The organism is Delftia sp. WSY_10 (assembly GCF_043104705.1).
GTDB classification, from domain to species: Bacteria; Pseudomonadota; Gammaproteobacteria; order Burkholderiales; family Burkholderiaceae_C; genus Comamonas; species Comamonas tsuruhatensis.
On record NZ_JBICKY010000053.1, the window covers coordinates 127,674 to 143,156 of the forward strand.

General features: G+C 59.6%; 15 protein-coding genes. 8 read left to right on the forward strand and 7 right to left on the reverse strand.

Annotated elements, in window-relative coordinates:
* Window positions 1–5: 5 nt before the first annotated feature.
* From ACF8ML_RS21785 to ACF8ML_RS21795, 3 genes are all read left to right on the forward strand, one after another.
* Window positions 6–1,241: an HAD hydrolase-like protein gene (locus ACF8ML_RS21785; protein ID WP_392407956.1), complete on the forward strand. Its 1,236-nt coding sequence runs from the start codon at window positions 6–8 to the stop codon at window positions 1,239–1,241.
* On the forward strand, window positions 1,238–3,196 hold the full coding sequence (locus ACF8ML_RS21790) for a DNA-processing protein DprA (RefSeq protein ID WP_392407957.1): 1,959 nt from the start codon (window positions 1,238–1,240) through the stop codon (window positions 3,194–3,196). Before ACF8ML_RS21785 ends, ACF8ML_RS21790 begins: the two co-directional genes overlap by 4 nt.
* 64 nt (window positions 3,197–3,260) lie before the next feature.
* Window positions 3,261–4,397 (forward strand): phosphoribosyltransferase, encoded by a 1,137-nt coding sequence (locus ACF8ML_RS21795; RefSeq protein ID WP_392407959.1) that lies wholly within the window; start codon window positions 3,261–3,263, stop codon window positions 4,395–4,397.
* A 588-nt stretch (window positions 4,398–4,985) separates the two neighbouring features.
* On the opposite strand, the gene ACF8ML_RS21800 is transcribed toward ACF8ML_RS21795, so the two are convergent.
* From ACF8ML_RS21800 to ACF8ML_RS21815, 4 genes are all read right to left on the reverse strand, one after another.
* Entirely contained in the window at window positions 4,986–5,213 is a 228-nt protein-coding gene (locus ACF8ML_RS21800) for a hypothetical protein (RefSeq protein ID WP_047327717.1), read from the reverse strand.
* A 121-nt stretch (window positions 5,214–5,334) separates the two neighbouring features.
* Complete coding sequence (locus ACF8ML_RS21805) at window positions 5,335–5,754, reverse strand: hypothetical protein (protein ID WP_016446828.1); 420 nt, start codon at window positions 5,752–5,754, stop codon at window positions 5,335–5,337.
* Window positions 5,755–6,016: 262 nt separating this feature from the next.
* Window positions 6,017–7,090 (reverse strand): linear amide C-N hydrolase, encoded by a 1,074-nt coding sequence (locus ACF8ML_RS21810; protein WP_047327718.1) that lies wholly within the window; start codon window positions 7,088–7,090, stop codon window positions 6,017–6,019.
* Window positions 7,091–7,386: 296 nt separating this feature from the next.
* Window positions 7,387–7,572: a hypothetical protein gene (locus tag ACF8ML_RS21815; protein WP_017405224.1), complete on the reverse strand. Its 186-nt coding sequence runs from the start codon at window positions 7,570–7,572 to the stop codon at window positions 7,387–7,389.
* 266 nt (window positions 7,573–7,838) lie between these two features.
* Between ACF8ML_RS21815 and ACF8ML_RS21820 the strand changes: the two genes are divergently transcribed.
* Window positions 7,839–8,318 (forward strand): GNAT family N-acetyltransferase, encoded by a 480-nt coding sequence (locus tag ACF8ML_RS21820; RefSeq protein WP_016454858.1) that lies wholly within the window; start codon window positions 7,839–7,841, stop codon window positions 8,316–8,318.
* A 136-nt stretch (window positions 8,319–8,454) separates the two neighbouring features.
* Window positions 8,455–9,756, forward strand: coding sequence for a UDP-N-acetylglucosamine 1-carboxyvinyltransferase (locus ACF8ML_RS21825; protein ID WP_016454857.1), 1,302 nt, complete (start codon window positions 8,455–8,457; stop codon window positions 9,754–9,756).
* A 24-nt stretch (window positions 9,757–9,780) separates the two neighbouring features.
* On the opposite strand, the gene ACF8ML_RS21830 is transcribed toward ACF8ML_RS21825, so the two are convergent.
* Complete coding sequence (locus ACF8ML_RS21830; RefSeq protein ID WP_016446834.1) at window positions 9,781–10,173, reverse strand: hypothetical protein; 393 nt, start codon at window positions 10,171–10,173, stop codon at window positions 9,781–9,783.
* A gap of 165 nt (window positions 10,174–10,338) precedes the next feature.
* Between ACF8ML_RS21830 and ACF8ML_RS21835 the strand changes: the two genes are divergently transcribed.
* Together ACF8ML_RS21835 and ACF8ML_RS21840 are read left to right on the forward strand one after the other, a co-directional pair.
* Window positions 10,339–10,704 carry an Arc family DNA-binding protein gene (locus tag ACF8ML_RS21835; RefSeq protein ID WP_016446835.1) on the forward strand — a complete coding sequence of 122 codons (366 nt, stop codon included), beginning with the start codon at window positions 10,339–10,341 and terminating at the stop codon, window positions 10,702–10,704.
* Between the two features lie 132 nt (window positions 10,705–10,836).
* Window positions 10,837–11,016, forward strand: coding sequence for a CsbD family protein (locus ACF8ML_RS21840; RefSeq protein WP_016446836.1), 180 nt, complete (start codon window positions 10,837–10,839; stop codon window positions 11,014–11,016).
* Window positions 11,017–11,127: 111 nt separating this feature from the next.
* On the opposite strand, the gene ACF8ML_RS21845 is transcribed toward ACF8ML_RS21840, so the two are convergent.
* Window positions 11,128–12,303, reverse strand: a complete 1,176-nt coding sequence (locus tag ACF8ML_RS21845) for a diguanylate cyclase (RefSeq protein WP_235434668.1) — start codon at window positions 12,301–12,303, stop codon at window positions 11,128–11,130.
* 352 nt (window positions 12,304–12,655) lie between these two features.
* Here ACF8ML_RS21845 and ACF8ML_RS21850 point away from each other — a divergent pair, with 352 nt between their 5' ends.
* The gene (locus ACF8ML_RS21850) at window positions 12,656–14,218 is read left to right on the forward strand and encodes a methyl-accepting chemotaxis protein (RefSeq protein WP_016446838.1); all 1,563 of its coding nucleotides are present in this window, start codon (window positions 12,656–12,658) and stop codon (window positions 14,216–14,218) included.
* A 469-nt stretch (window positions 14,219–14,687) separates the two neighbouring features.
* Here ACF8ML_RS21850 and ACF8ML_RS21855 read toward each other — a convergent pair whose 3' ends face one another.
* A complete protein-coding gene (locus ACF8ML_RS21855; RefSeq protein WP_016446839.1) occupies window positions 14,688–14,981 on the reverse strand; it encodes an H-NS family nucleoid-associated regulatory protein in 294 nt (97 codons plus the stop codon).
* Between the last annotated feature and the right edge of the window lie 502 nt (window positions 14,982–15,483).

Below are 15,483 nucleotides of genomic sequence, written 5' to 3' on the forward strand. Positions count from 1 at the left end.
AGAAAATGCTTGAGCTTTGCTTGTTCGACCTAGATAACACATTGGTCTCAACTGATGACCTTAAAGAGGCTCGCGAGGCTTCTAAGAACAATGAGGACCCGGTCCACTTGGCCCAGCTCAACGCGCTCATTCGGACTAGACCAAACCGGCTTATATATGAGTGTTGCTTCCTGCAAAGGCTCCGAACGGACTTTCCTCAGCTAAAGCTTGGGGTCTTCACTCGAGCACCTCGTAGCTACGCCAGGGCGCTTTTGGCGTGGGCGTACCCCGGTTTTGACTGGGATGTCATCGTCGCGTACGAGGATGTTTCTCGTACTAAGCCTTACGGTGATGGAGTGCGCAAGGCCATGAATGAGGTTGGTTTAGATGACCTTGGGCGGGTCGCTTTGATCGGCGACAACGATATAGATGTTAAGGCCGCGTACAACGCAGGCTGTTTGGTCGCTGTGGACAAGCGCACTTGGCCGTTCCGCATTCTCTCTGAACATTGGCGAGCTCAAGATTTGGTTCCAGACGGCATCATCGAGAATCCCCAAGACGTGCTGGATTTCATCCAAGATCACCGGCCGTTCCTTCCCAATCTTGAGCGGTTGCTGGAGAACGGTATGCCTCAACGCGGTCAGCGATACGTCAAGGTGGGGTATTGGGCTGTTGGAGATGACCGTCGTTATCCTATCAACATTGCGGGTCGTAGCATTTCAAACCATAATTCAGTGCAGCGGCGGAGAGTCAATCATGCTCTATCAACCTCAATAGAGGACAACAAGGAGTCAGCCCAGTTTCCTCTCCCTTGGTTGGATGCAGTGCGGGACTTCATTGAAGTTACCTTCAACGACATTTCCCATCCAGAAGGGGTGATTGTGACGGTAGTGCCTCATCGCCCTGAACGTCAGCCTCGCCTCGAACAACTGCTGAACCAGCTTGGCGCATACCTGCAAGTCAACCCGACTGAGGCAGCTGTCACGTTGGCGCCTGATCTGCTAGCGTACACCATCGGCGTTAGATCCAATCACAATGAATTCCTAAACCGTGCTCAACGCTTCGAGAATGTCCGAGACCACCTTGTGGTGGCCCGGCCAGAGCTTGTGAGTGCAGGACAGGCGTACTTGGTCATCGACGACGTCGTTACCACAGGTGCGTCGCTCATCAGCGCTCAGAATCGGCTTACTGAGGTTGGTGCGCATGACGTGGTCCTTCTCGGCTTGGGCAAGAATGTCGGTGACCTATACACTTACGCATGACCATCGTCTCGCCGCAGACCTTCTACCTGCTATCCCTCTCGAAGCTCAAGGGCGTTGGCCCTGCTGCGCTCAAGCGGGCCATTCTTCTACCTGGCTTCGATAGGATGTCCGTGGAGGAGCTCGCTGCAGCTGTTCCACCGATCGCTCGTTCGCTGGAGGGTGGCGCCAACTGGCACGAGGCTCAGGACTGGGCCTACATGCAGGTTACCGCTGCCGAAAAACATAACGCTCGTATTCTGTCTGCCGTTGACGGAGAGTATCCAGCGCTGTTAGCTGCCACGAAGGATGATCCGTTCATCATCTACGTGCAAGGAGCTCTCGCGGCGCCTGATCAGCGCTCATTGGCCATCATAGGCACTCGCGAGCCGACCAGCCATGGAGCTGTAGTCGCTAGAAGGATCACTACGCACTTTGGTGAAGCCGGATGGAGTATTGTCAGCGGCCTTGCCATCGGGTGCGACGGCTTGGCTCACCAATCTGCGATTGACTGCGGCGCACACACGGTTGCTGTAATGGCCCATGGTCTGCATATGACATCGCCGTCAAAGCATAGGAGCCTAGCGCAAACTATCTTGGACCGGGGAGGGGCGTTGGTCAGCGAGTATCCGTTCGGACAGGCTGTTCAACGTCAGCAGTACGTGAAGCGAGATAGGACCCAAGCTGGAATGGCTCTCGGAGTAGTAATGGTTCAGTCTGACCTTAAAGGAGGCAGTCTCTACGCTTCACGCGCAACGCTGGAGTATGGTCGATGGCTTGCTATTCCATATCCTACGATTAAGGACAGGGACAACATGGAGCCCAAAGTGCAGGCGAACTTGGTCATTTCCGAGGCGGCGCCGCATGAGCGAGCAGATCTATTGCGATGCTCCCTGAATGATCTTGAGCGTGTCATTATCCTGAGAAGTAAGGAGGACTATTGGCAGCTGGCGCAGTCGAGTGGCGTGGAGCCTTTCATAAGGGGTGAGCTGGCTGCGGGGAAAATCTACGGTACCGAACCCGATGCGCTAGAGGTAGCGGAAGATCTCTTCCAGCTGCCGTCATCTCAGTCCCAAATATTTCCTGTAATTGAAGGTGCCAAGCCTGAACCGGTCGCGCCACCCTGGGGTTTAAACTTCATCGAGGGAGGAGTCGCAGTCGGATCAGTCGCGCCAGATTTCTCTCCTGTTGCTGGCCTCAATTCTTCCCCAGAAGACACAGCGGTAACAGAGATCGGTTTGGAACCCGCACTGAGGGACGCCGCCTCTGCTGAGGACCGTGTACAGGTCGATGCCCTATCCCTTGAACGTTTCAGAGTAGAGTCTGCGACGGCTAGCCAACTGGTAGAGGTGGGACGCGCTTCAGCGCTGGAGTCCACAGAGTGGAGCCATCGTATTCGGCTTGATTTGAGTTTGCCAAAGGATGATGAGGTGTTAGCGGCTTTCGGTCTCTGGATGCCACCGAAGATCGGTTCGAAGGGTTTTAAAAAGTGGCTTGGAGACTCTGCGGATGAAGTGGATGTCCGCGAATTCTATGCGCGACATCGCCGTTTGCACACGCACCTCGCCGACCTGCAGCGCAAACTGGTTAGTGCTAAGCGACCTATTTCAAAAGATCAAGTGCTTGCACTTCATTTGGTTGGCGAAGAGGTAGTTCTACATCTTTCGAGACTCGCGAACTTGTCGCTCATGGTTGAAGAATATTCGAAGAATGAACGTCTCCGCTTACAAAAAGAAGACTGGATTGAGCAAAATGAGGCGGTCGACCAGTCACTTATGTCGAAAAAAGATGATGTGAGTGTGATTCGTAGTAGCTTGGTCGCGGATTTATCCGCGCTTCTGAGCGGCGGTATCACTTCGTTTTTCATCGGCGATGAAGATGCCGATGGTGGTGGATTTTTGAACGATACTGTGACTAGGCAGCTTGGACTAAGTGAATTAGTCAATCGCTTAAATTCAGTACTGTTGTCTACCTTTTAGAGGGCTCATCCGGGCTTTTGGGCTATTGCATCGCCATCAATAGGCGAGAAAAGAGGAGAAAAGAATGTTTGCACTTGTGTCTTCGCCGGACTCCATCTTGCGCGGAGGAACGCCTGACGCGAACCTCATCGCTGCTTTAAAGGCGATAGTTGCTGCAGGGTCACCCGTAGTATTGATTTCAAACCACGCAGAACCCACGTGGTTTGCGTCCACTCTCGGAGTTGGAGGGGTGCAGTTCTTACAGAGTGTGGGACGCCAGTCCGGTGAAGTGGTGCGGGAAAACGCTAGGCGTCTGAAAATCGCTTCGTACGACGTATTCGTTCTCGCAACTAAGCCAGACGATATCCAGATGGGCAAGAACGCGCAAGCGGTGTTGATTGCAGGCGGCTGGACACAAGCTGCGCCAGTTGAAGCGCTCGGCATCAAAGTTGATAGTGCTGCGCAGCTCCAGCAAACTCTCGCCCTGACGCAGGGTTGGACGGGGCAATGGTGGTTCTCAGGAAACGCCAAAAACTACCAAGTACGGGCGCTGAGCGACCTTTCCAGCATGTACAAGTCAGCGGACCAGGCGGACTTCAGCCACCGGGTCACTACCATTGTCAAAGGTGGGGGGCCACGTTTGATGGCATTACTGACCATAGCATCCCGCTCACTGCTCATGGAGGGCGTCGATAAACTTGATGAACTGCTTTGGGGGGTCTATCCGTCGTCGAATAGCCTGAACGATGACAGCGAAATCTTGAGTGACTTCACGCATCGTTTGCGCACTACTGTCTCACGTGTGCGCTTGGCTAAGCGAGGCGTTCCACTTTTCATTCGGCATCACCCCTCTACGAAACGATCATCTAGTGGAGGACGTGTCGATCGCACGGACCCCTCTGAGCAAATTCAAACGATTCACTTGAATCCTGAGTACAGGAAAAATATCAGAGGCCGCAACGTTGTAGTGGTTGATGACTGCACGACCTATGGAGTGTCGTTTGGCGTCGCAGCTGCGTTTCTTAAGAAGGCCGGTGCGGCTTCTGTAATGGGAGTCGCTCTAGGTAAGTTCGGTAGTCAGCTACGCGAGTACGATATTGAGATCTTGACTGATCCATTTGCGCCAATTCATTCAGATGGATTTCGGGTAATTTCGTCAGCCGGATTCGCTGGTAACACGAGCCACTTTAGTCAGCAAACCCTAATTAATATTTTCCCTTGATGCGCTGAATAGGTGAAAATCATACGTGAAAACAGCCATTCAGAAAAGGAGTGTTCAATGAATGGTGTTTTCTGGCTGCTGCTAAGGTACTCGGCCGTGAACTTACGTCGGCATATGCCAGTCCGCCAAGCAGGTGCTGAGACCGATAGCTCCTTTCCGGTCTGTGATTCTCGCTGGCAGAGCATGTCGCCCATCAACCGCGCCCCAAAGCATGAGCTTCTGGAGGGTGCCCATGCAGTGAATGAGACTCCCTGCGTCGTTTGACTACGCGAAGTCGGTGGTTCTGAGCTAGGTAAGGTGCGGATGTTGATGAGTTAAGGCAGGCACTGTGCCATGACCAAAACCTGCCCAAAGTAGGCTGAAATAGGGCGAAAAAGGCATGATTTCGAAAACACCAGGAGCGTGGCTATCGCTGCAAGTTATTGATTGGAAAGGTGTTTTCTCTTATGCCTATTTCAGTGGATCGGACTTTTAATCCGTTGGTCGCGAGTTCGAATCTCGCAGGACCCACCAAAGAACACAAGGCCCCGTAGCGATACGGGGCCTTTTTTCTTTGCTATCGAAGAAGTAGCAAGATGGGGCCGAGGTTTACAGGCCGCGTTCCGCAACTCTCCCCGTGTTCCGCAATTCACCGAACGGGCTGCCCACCTTGTGGCGGATGTACTGGGCGGCCATGCGCTCCGTCGTGTGCTCCAGCCGTATCCCGCCGTCGTCATCCAACGTGGTGGCGGCCGTGGCGCGCAGGCCCCGAGGCTGGAACTGCGCCTTGGGAATGCCGGCGGCATCCCGAGCGGCGTCGAAGCGGTCGCGGAGCATGTTCTTGGTCACAGGCTACCGGCTTCGTTGAGCTGGCCGAGCAGGATTCGAACAAGCCGAGCATGTGTTGCGCGTGTCTGCGGGACGAGCAGGTTGTGGATCGTCTTGACGCCGCGCTACGTCAATCTACTACGGAAATCTTGAGCGCGTACGCCGAAGACTTGCCTTGGCGGGCGGCTGCGCGGTTGAGGAAGACACGCACACGGTAGTCACCGCTGGCGGGCAATGCACCGGTCCATGTGGGGCCGTCTGCCACCTCGCCCCGATACAGCGCTTCCTCGCTGCCGGGCGGCAGCACGTTGAAGTAGGTGGAGGTGGATTTCGTCTCCATGTGCACGGTCATCTTCTGCCCGGCAACCGCACGCACTATGTAGTCGCGCGCCTGCTCCTTGTTGCCTTGGAGCTTGCCTTGGACAGTCGCGCCCGACGTGCCTTTCTTGAAGGTCACCGCAGTGGACGGAACGTCCGCCTGGGCGATCGCCGGCATTTGTACAAGCGTGATGGCAGCGAAAAATGCAGCTGCGCAAATTCTGGAAAGCATGCTGATCCTTTCTAAGAGGCACTGATCGCCTCGCTTGCATGCAGGCTACCAGATGATTTTCCGCTTGGGCGCACCCGACGGGCGCGGTTTGCAGGAAGAACTCCGATCAGTGCCGAGGCCTGCCCTGACGGGCCCTTCCGTCGCGCCGCCCCCGCCGATGACGGTAACGGTCATGGTTGTGATGCCTGCAGGCACCGTGCAAAGTTGGGGGCCGCCAGCGGCCGTTGTTGATTTGGTGTTTCTGCTCGCTTTTTCCTCTTCCCTAGATGCCTAGAAATTGAAACGGTACTGATTCCTGAAGCTGCCGCGTGGCATCGCCCGAGAAGGTGTGGTTCTGGTCTGGGCCCAGATCCAGCTTGAGAACCTTGCCGGTTTTCTGGCTGAAGTCGAGTGCCGTGAGGTCTATCCAGAAGGTATTTGGCGTCAACGCTGATTCGAAGAAGTAGAGCTTGCGCTGGTGGTCGAAAACGGTTCTCCAGCGGGTTGACGAGATATTGGGCTCCTCGGGCGTATTCAGGCCGTAGGGTACCGAGGCGTTGCGGATCACGCTGAAGACGCTGGCCAGCGCCTTGTTGGGGTCCTGACTTTTAGGGATGGCGTTGACGTAGAAGGATGCGCGGGCAAATCGATCGGCGGCGCGATTGGTGCCGGGCAGCATGGTGGTGCCGCCCACTTGCTGCCAATAGGTGTTGAGAGCCAACTGCTGATCAAACGTCGGTGAATTGGTCATGACCTGGTATTGCCGGCCGTGATGTATCACCTGCCGGCCATTGATGTACTCGACGATGGCGCTGTCGCCGCTGGCGTCGGACATCGAGAGATGCAGCGTCGTCAGCCGGTTCTCTCCGGGAACGTTGTCGGAGACGATGGTGAAAGGTTCTTTCTCCAGCGCCGCAACGGCTTCCTGGACGGTGGCGAAGTTGTCCAGCACGTATTGCGCCCAGGCTGCAATGGTCAGGCCAGGCTTGCTGCCCGCACCGAAGGCCGGGTATTGGGATTCCACCAGCCAGAGCAGGTTGGCGTTGAGGCCGGCTTCATTGACTCCATCGGTGGTGGAGACGTCATAGCCCGAGGTGATGACGCTCCCGTATTTGGACGTCCAGCGCAACGAGTTGGGGCCTGCCTTGCCTGAGCGCTCCATTCCACGCGGGAGCACCCAGAGATTGCTGACGATGTCGCTTTTCCAATCCATGGAGCGCGCGGTGACGACTTGGCCATTCGCACCAAGAAAGACAAGGCGGGTGCAGGCCCAGGTGCTGGGCAGGGCCGTAAGGCCGGCAATTCCCATCAGCAATGCGCCCACTACGGGGTGAATCTGCAGTCTGCGTTTCTTCATGGCAACTCCTTTGCAGGAAAATGGACTGGCGCAGTGTAGTGCGTCATTCGTACCCAGGTCAGAAATGGCCGCCTTGTGAAAAGGCGGGCCGGCAAACTGGCGGTCATTGGAGATGCCGCGCATGGGCCTGCGCGCATGCGGGTGCAGAGGGCACCGCTGTCAGATGGCGTGGCTGAACATGGGGCTGGCCAGCATCGCCACCGCAAAGGAGATGGCGCAGATTGCAGACCACAGGAATACGAGGAAGAGGTGGCGCATCGTGCAGCTCTCGGGAGTGTTTGGTGGTTCTTGCCAGTTCAATTGCGGATGCGGTTCAGAATGCGCAGCCCAAGCATTGAAAGGCGTTCCAGCAGAGGCCTTGGCTCCATGCGCAGCAGCAACAGCTGCTGGCCGCCGCGCACGGGAAAGGCTTCCAGCAGGCTGCGGTGGTAGCGGGCATCCGGGTCCGGGTTGAAGCTTTCTGTGGGAACGACTCGATGCATCTTGTATCTCCGTCATGTGATTTCGGAAGCCTTTGGGGAGCGCGGCCTCTGACGGGATCTATTTCAATTGGTTTCGCGGCGTTTCCGTGCGGGTCAAGTTTGTGGCCGCATGTAGGCCGGGTCTGTACGCTGCGTATGTGTTTTGCGCACGCGCTGTGCGGCCTGTCCGCAGGTCTTCACAGGTGTGAGCAGCGCGTCGGCAACGGCTTTGCGGCGGCTGGCAGTCCCTAGAATTCGGGATCCCTATCTCATTTGCCAGGAGTTCCATGTCCTCCGTTCCCACGCTTCAGATCCGGCCCGTTGCACAGGCGGACCATCAGCAATGGCTTCCTCTTTGGCAGGGCTACAACGCCTTTTACGGGCGCGCTGGCGAGACGGCGCTGCCCGATGACATCACGCAGGCGACCTGGGAGCGCTTTCTCAATCCGCTGGAGCCGGTGTTTGCGTTGGTGGCAGAGAGCGAGGGTGAGCTGGTGGGCCTGGCGCACTACCTGTTCCACCGCAGCACGACGCGGCTGGAGCCCGTGTGCTATTTGCAGGATCTGTTTGCCGATGCACGCCGGCGCAAGCAAGGCATAGGCAAGTCGCTCATCCGCGCGGTCTACGAGCAGGCATCCCTGGCGGGAGCGCGCCGTGTCTACTGGCAGACGCAGTCTTCCAACGAAGCGGGCCGTGCGCTGTATGACCAGGTGGCCGAGCATCGTGGCTTCATCGTCTACGGGCACGAACTCCAGGGCAGAGCCTGACGCTTTGTTGTCGGGTTGGCGATCCAGAGAAGAAACCTGTTGAAACAGCGGGTGCGCGCAGCCGATGCAGGTCCGCCGGGGGGCTTGGCAACCCTAGAATCACGCGTTGTCCTTTCGCTGCTTGCGCTGCACCCCCATGTCCAATCTCATCGTCCACGGCGGCACGCCCTTGCGCGGCCGCGTCGTTCCTTCCGCCAACAAGAATGCCGTGTTGCCGATCCTGTGCGCCACGCTATTGACCGATCAGCCGCTGCGGCTGCATGGCGTGCCGGACATCACCGATGTGCGCAAGATCCTGGACATCTTCCGCACGCTGGGCAGCGAGGTGCAGCTGGACGAAACCACACGCACGCTGCAGTTGCATCATCGCGATACGCGCTTTGATGCATCGTCGCATCGTCTGCCGGAGGAGATGCGCTCCTCCATCATGCTGGTGCCGCCGCTGCTGGCGCGCTTTGGCGTGGCGCGGCTGGAGGACAACGTCAAGGGCTGCACGCTGGGCGTGCGCGAGATCGATCCGCACGTGGACATCTTCCGCTCCTTCGGAGGTGAGGTGGAGCGCGCCAGCGGCTCGCTGCTGATCCACAGCGCACAGCCGCTCAAGGCCGTGCGCCACTGGCTGGACTACGCCTCCGTCACGGCGACAGAGAATTTCGTGCTGTGCGCCGTGGCCGCGCAGGGCGAGTCCATGCTGACCAATGCGGCCTGCGAGCCGCATGTGCAGGAGTTCTGCCGCTTCATGGTGATGATGGGCGCCGACATCGACGGCATCGGCACCTCGCGGCTGACGGTGCGTGGCGGCGCGCCGCTGAGCGGCGGCGAGTTCACCTTCGAGGAAGACTTCCACGAGATCACCACCTTTCTCGCGCTGGGCGCGATCACGGGCGGCGATGTGGAGGTGCGCAACAGCACGCCGGACAACTTTCCGCTGATCGACCGCACCTTCGCCAAGTTTGGCGTGCAGGTGGAGCACAAGAACGGCTGGTCACGCGCGCTGCGCTCGGGGCCGCTGAAGGTGCAGACGCCGTTCACCAGCAATGTGCTTACCAAGGTGGAAGCCGCTCCCTGGCCGTACTTTCCGGTGGATCTGCTGCCCATCTTCATTGCGCTGGGCGTGCATGCGCAGGGCAATGCGCTGTTCTGGAACAAGATCTACGACGGCGCGCTGGGCTGGACGGGCGAGCTGTCCAAGTTCGGCGCCCATGTGTTTTCTTCGGACCCGCATCGTGTGGTCACCTTCGGCGGCAATCCGCTGACGCCGGCCGTGGTGGAGAGCCCCTACATCATCCGCGTGGCGATTGCGCTGTTCATGGTCGCCAGCAGCATCGAGGGCCGCTCGGAGATCCGCAACGCCACGCCGATCCGCCGGGCGCATCCGCACTTCGTGGAGAACCTGCGCAGCCTGGGCGCTCGGGTGGAGTGGACCAACGAGGAGTGATGGAAAGCGGCGATGCGTAGGCTGCTAGGCCTGCGGCGCCGCATCCGAGAATCTCTTGGCCGCCCTGAGCAGGTAGCTCACGGCATAGAGGATGGGGTCGTCCGTCTCGTCGTCGTTCACGCGGTCAATGATTTCCAGCAGGCCCTGAAGGTCGGCGGACATCTGTGGCAGCACGCTGCTGGCCAGGGCCTCCACCGGCTGCTCGGCAGCGGCGCGGTCCGCCTTGAGGTGATAGCCGCGCAGCAGGTCGCGGACACCGATCACCATGGCGCGGCTGGATCTTTCCACATGCATTTCCAGCACGCTCAGCGCTGCGCTGATGTGGCATAGCGCGTCTGTTGCCAGGGTCTCCGGGTCGGGCGGGCTGGCGACGGCCTGCGCAGGATGCACGGAGGCTGGCATGTCTGTGTCCGGCATGGTTCTGTCCTTGCGCAATGTGTCCTGGATTCAGGGCTGGTGGTTCGAGGGCGTGGATGTGGGCTTGCACAGCCCCCGGGCAGGTCGTTTCGAGTTTTATGCCAACTTGGAATCATGTCAACTAGGCATGAATCTGAATTTGCATCCGGCAGGTACCATCGCGCAATGCAACGCAAACCCTTTCCCAGCGAAACCCAGGAGCGCTTCATCGTCCGTTTTCCGGATGGCATGCGTGATCGCATCTCGGAAGCGGCAAAGGCCGGCCACCGTTCCATGAATGCAGAAATCGTTGCGCGCATACGGCGCAGCTTCGAATTGGACGAGGCCGGCGATGCCGACCAGGCCGGGGTCGAGCAGGGTGCGGCGGGATTGAGAGAGGAAATTTCGCGCCTGTGCCAGTTGCTGCAAGAGCACAAGGACGCTGCGGCAGGCCTGTTCGAGGCGCACAAGGAAGCGGTGGTGGACGAGGCACTGAAACGCCTGCGCTCCGAAACAGGCATGGCGGCAGGCCGCGCTCCGGGGAAGAGATGAGGCTGTAGGCCTGAGACCACGCTCATCGTTGCCGAGCGCTGGCGCCTGTCCTTGCGGGGCGCGCTTATCGTTGCGTCGGGTCTGCAAGGATCCATCCCTTTTTTAGAAGCTCTTGCAGCAAAGGACGCAGCTATGAACACGGATCAGATCAAGGGCACGCTCAAGGATGCCGCAGGCAAGGTGCAGCAAAAGGCTGGCGAGTTGATCGACAGCCCCGAACAGCAGGCCAAGGGCATTGCCAAGCAGGTCGAAGGCACGGCTCAGAAAAAGCTGGGCGATGTGAAGGAAGCCCTGAAGGATGCGAAAAAGTAAGGCGCCCACGCTGCCTTGATGACGAACAAGCCCGCCACTGCCTGGCGGGCTTTTCTTTTCAGCGAGTTTTGACGGGCGCAAGCCCGAGCAAGGCGTTCCTTGCTTCCTTTGTCAGGCGGTCTGGGGCAGCTTGCGGCCGGGGTCCGCGGCCACGTGCACACGGTCACGGCCTGCCTGCTTGGCGGAGTAGAGCAGGGCGTCGGCGCGCGTCAGCGCATCGGTCAGGGCGGTGTTGGCGGCCACGGGGGCGATGCCGAAGCTGATGGTGATCCGCTGGCCGGCTGCCAGCACATAGCCGTCCGCGCTGAGCTGAGCGCGTATGCGCTCGGCCACGCGCTCGGCCTCCTCGGGCGTGGTGCGCATCAGCAGCAGCACGAATTCCTCGCCGCCAAAGCGTGAGACCAGATCGTCGCTGCGCACATGCTGCTGCAAGGTCCTGGCCACGGCCTGCAGAACGCGGTCGCCACAGTCATGGCCCCAGCTGTCGTTGATGCGCTTGAAGTGGTCTATGTCGCCGATCAGCACGGAAACCGGCGCCATGTGCGAATCGGCCAGGCGCAGCTCGGCGGCCTCCTGGAAGGCGCGACGGTTGAGCAGGTTGGTCAGCGAGTCGTGGTTGCGCTCCTGGCGCAGCGCGGTGAAGACATCGCGCACCGTGCAGGCCAGCAGCATCAGGGTGAACAGCAGAGCAAACGACAGCGTGCTGACCAGAGTCACCAGCCAGTAGGTGGAGCGAGCAATCTCATTGAGGTCGGTGCTGCCCAGGGCCAGCACCAGCAGCGGCCGGGCGGCGGTGTAGCCGGCAAACACCACGTAGGACCAGTAGAGCATTCTCTCCAGCCAACCCTGCGGTGGCCGGCGCCGCAGCATGGCGGGCGCCGGCAGCAACTGCAGCAGGCCCAGGCCTGTGTTGAGCCAATGCACGCGTACCCACAGATCGACCTGGATCCGGCTGTAGTAGTACAGCGCGGCCAGAACCACCGCACCTATGAGCAAACCCAGCACGGGATGGGCCGAGACCCCGTAACGCCCCGCCATGCAGCGCGCAAAGCACCAGGTGCCAAACAGGTACATGGCGCCTGTGTACACGGCCCAATGGTGGAGTTGTTCGCGGGGGGCAATGCTCTGCCATGCAAGCGCCAGGGAAACCAGGGCATAGCCGCCGGCGATCCACAGCAGATAGCGCTGGCGACGCTGCACCAGCCAGCACACGGCCAGCGTGCAACTGAGCAGCAAAATGCTCAGCGGCGCAATCAGTACATAGAGGCGATCGGTATCGAGTGACACATCCACAGCGTGTTATGCACTTGCAGGTGCGAAAGACGGCGGCTGGCAGCTTCCAAGCCCAGGCATTCAATGGCGCGGCAGCCGCAAGCGTCATTGCATTTTGCATCCGATGTCACCGGCGCTTGCCACTGCATATGCACTGTTCCGCGTTGTGCACAGCGGGTGATATCGGGTCTGCCCGCGCGCAGCCTCAAGTTCCCGGTATTTCTGACGAAAAAGCAAGTCATCTTTTCCGGATTGATGGGCCATGTCGATATGGCGGGGCTTTTCACCGGAAGACGGCCAGCGCTAGTGCGCGTGGCCTGTTGTTTCACCTTTCCTCTGTTCAGTTTTTCCGACGAGAGTTCTACGAATGAAATTTGATCAATGGAGCGTGTCCGCCAAGCTTTGGGGCACGCTGGGCGGCTTGTTGGCGATGATGCTTGCGGTATCGCTGTGGGCACAGTTTGCGGCGGCCCGCGCCATGGACCAGGGCATGCAGACGCTGTCCGAATATGAGAACCGCATCGGTCTGGCCATTCAATGGAAGGGCGCAACGGAAACCACGGGCGAGCGGGTGCTGGCCAGCAATGCCTCCACCGATGAGGAATTGACGCGCCTGCTCGACGGCCGGGTCAAGGAGGGCTCTGGCCTGATCACCAAGCTGCAGGCCGAGATCGTCAAGGGTGCCAGCGAGGCCGACAAGGCTGCGCTGGAGCGCATCGCCAGCATCCGTGCCGAGGTGCTGGCGCTGAACAAGCGGGCCCGCGAGATCAAGTTGACGGGCGATGCCGCGGCGTTCCGCGAGTTCGTCCAGCAACAGTACCTGGGTGCCATCGGCCGCTATGTGGACTCGCTGGAAGTCTTCGTGCAGCTGCAGCGCAGCCAGCGCGATGCGGCCATGGAGCAGGCCCAGGCCGCGCGCCAACAGGCCAGTGTGCTGGCCTGGATTGTCCAGGGCGTGGTGCTCCTGGCCGGACTGGCGCTGGCCTTCGTGCTGACGCGTGCCATCACGCGTCCGCTGGAGCGAGCCGTGCAACTGACCGATGCCATTGCGCAGGGCGACCTTACCGTGTCGGCCGAGGACAGCCGCAAGGACGAATTCGGTCATCTGCTGCGCTCGGTCTCGGGCATGGCGGCACGGCTGCGTGGCTTGGTGACGGAGGTGCGTGACAGCGTGCACTCGATCTCCACTGCATCCACCGAGATTGCCGCCGGGAATCACAACCTGTCTTCGCGCACCGAGCAGACGGCGTCGAACCTGGAGGAAACGGCCGCCAGCATGGAGCAACTGACCGCGACCGTGGGCCAGGCCGCCGACACCGCGCGCCAGGCCAATCACCTGGCCGGCAGCGCCGCCCAGGCGGCCGAGCGCGGGGGCGCCGTGGTGGGCCATGTGGTGGCCAGCATGGACCGCATCAGCGACAGCGCACGCCGCATCTCCGACATCATCGGCGTGATCGACTCCATTGCTTTCCAGACCAACATCCTCGCGCTCAATGCCGCCGTGGAAGCGGCCCGCGCGGGTGAGCAGGGCCGTGGCTTCGCTGTCGTGGCTGGCGAAGTGCGGGCCCTGGCCCATCGCAGCGCAGAGGCCGCCAAGGAGATCAAGGGGCTGATCAGCACCTCGGTCGATGCCGCGCAGGAAGGCTCTGCCCAGGTCGCCCAGGCCGGCCAGGTGATGGATGACATCGTGGGCAGCGTGCGCAAGGTCTCGGACATGATTGGCGAGATCACGGCGTCTTCCACCGAGCAGCGCGACGGCATTGGCCAGGTCAACCAGGCCGTCAGCCATCTGGACCAGATGACGCAGCAAAACGCTGCCCTGGTGGAGGAGTCCGCAGCGGCAGCGGCCGCACTGAGCGACCAGGCGCAGCGCCTGTCGGGCATGGTGGCCGTGTTCAAGGTTGGCAACGCTGTGCCAGCCCTGCGATAGCGCGTGCAGAAAAAAAAGGACCGCCGTGGGCGGTCCTGTTGCAGAGAAAAGCCGTGGCCCTTGCGGGCCTGCCAGGGTAAGTCAGTGAGAGGGGAGGGAGGAGATAGTCTCCCTGGCTCGGCTGGAAAATGGTTCGTGGTGGTGGCGGATTGCTCCAGTGGCCGTTGGGGCCTGGCCGTTGCGTGACCGGATGCCCATGGCTTGCGGGTGCTGCAATGACGTGGGCATCATGATTTTGGAGAGTGCAGGTGTAGGACAGTTCCCTGTGCGATACCTGCTGTTTCCCTTGTTGTGATTGCTTGGGTACCGAAACATGCAGGCACCTTTCGGCTCACACATCAGCACTACATTGAAGAATTTGTAACTTCTGGGCAATAAGGTTAACCCCTTACTTCTGGCAACAAAAAACCCGCACTTGGCGGGCTCTGTCGCAGCTTAGTGGCTGCCGGAGGGCGTGGCAGGCCGCATCTCATATGGCGAAGGGAGTGCGGTCCTTGCCTTCAATCCAGCGGGGCTGCTTGCCGCGGCCGGTCCAGGTCGCACCGGTGGCGGGATCGCGGTACTTGGGAACGCCGACCACGCGGAAACCAGCGCCAGTCTTGGCTTTGGACGAGGGAAAGACATCGGCCTCGGTCAATCCGTATTGGTCGATGATGGTGCGCACCTGGGCAATGGCTCCGGACTTTTCGGTCTTGAGCACTTCGGCGATCTGGGCTTCGAGCTGGGCTTTCTGCTGCAGCAGTGTCTTGTAGTCTGTGGTCATGTATATCAATGAATGTTGATCTGCCAATATAAAGGAATCCGGGAGAGCTTTTGGCAAAGTGAGCCTACACTGCCGCGCAACACCCGGATGACGACAGGCGTATTGTCAGAGAGCCTGTTTGAGAACAGGTTCCCATGTTGCCTGAGTCTAGGCGAGTCTGACGCTGATTTTTGTGGCGTATGGAAACCGGGTCATCGCATCTGCCACCGCTGCGCAGGTGCTGGGAAACAGGGCCGTGTAGCAGGCGCCGGCCACTTTGATGATGCATCGCTTCATGTTTCTCTCCCCTTGAATGACAGGTCTGCCTGCTTATCGGCATCTTTGCATCAAGATGAAACATTTTGTATCCTGCTCCCTGCCGATGCTGGTCAGGGGCCTTCATGGATCCATGGCAGTCCAGGAAGGGCAAGAAAAGGCCGCATGGTGCACCCCAAAAATATGAGGGAGGGAAAAACACAGGGTGCGCGGCGCAAACGGCAGGACCCTGTTGCAAGGCCCTGGC

Excerpts from the sequence above, each read along its gene's own strand:
- ACF8ML_RS21785 (WP_392407956.1), top strand. The coding sequence starts at position 6 with ATGCTTGAGCTTTGCTTGTTCGACCTAGATAACACATTGGTCTCAACT.
- ACF8ML_RS21790 (WP_392407957.1), top strand. The coding sequence starts at position 1,238 with ATGACCATCGTCTCGCCGCAGACCTTCTACCTGCTATCCCTCTCGAAG.
- ACF8ML_RS21795 (WP_392407959.1), top strand. The coding sequence starts at position 3,261 with ATGTTTGCACTTGTGTCTTCGCCGGACTCCATCTTGCGCGGAGGAACG.
- ACF8ML_RS21800 (WP_047327717.1), bottom strand. The coding sequence starts at position 5,213 with ATGCTCCGCGACCGCTTCGACGCCGCTCGGGATGCCGCCGGCATTCCC.
- ACF8ML_RS21805 (WP_016446828.1), bottom strand. The coding sequence starts at position 5,754 with ATGCTTTCCAGAATTTGCGCAGCTGCATTTTTCGCTGCCATCACGCTT.
- ACF8ML_RS21810 (WP_047327718.1), bottom strand. The coding sequence starts at position 7,090 with ATGAAGAAACGCAGACTGCAGATTCACCCCGTAGTGGGCGCATTGCTG.
- ACF8ML_RS21815 (WP_017405224.1), bottom strand. The coding sequence starts at position 7,572 with ATGCATCGAGTCGTTCCCACAGAAAGCTTCAACCCGGACCCGGATGCC.
- ACF8ML_RS21820 (WP_016454858.1), top strand. The coding sequence starts at position 7,839 with ATGTCCTCCGTTCCCACGCTTCAGATCCGGCCCGTTGCACAGGCGGAC.
- ACF8ML_RS21825 (WP_016454857.1), top strand. The coding sequence starts at position 8,455 with ATGTCCAATCTCATCGTCCACGGCGGCACGCCCTTGCGCGGCCGCGTC.
- ACF8ML_RS21830 (WP_016446834.1), bottom strand. The coding sequence starts at position 10,173 with ATGCCGGACACAGACATGCCAGCCTCCGTGCATCCTGCGCAGGCCGTC.
- ACF8ML_RS21835 (WP_016446835.1), top strand. The coding sequence starts at position 10,339 with ATGCAACGCAAACCCTTTCCCAGCGAAACCCAGGAGCGCTTCATCGTC.
- ACF8ML_RS21840 (WP_016446836.1), top strand. The coding sequence starts at position 10,837 with ATGAACACGGATCAGATCAAGGGCACGCTCAAGGATGCCGCAGGCAAG.
- ACF8ML_RS21850 (WP_016446838.1), top strand. The coding sequence starts at position 12,656 with ATGAAATTTGATCAATGGAGCGTGTCCGCCAAGCTTTGGGGCACGCTG.
- ACF8ML_RS21855 (WP_016446839.1), bottom strand. The coding sequence starts at position 14,981 with ATGACCACAGACTACAAGACACTGCTGCAGCAGAAAGCCCAGCTCGAA.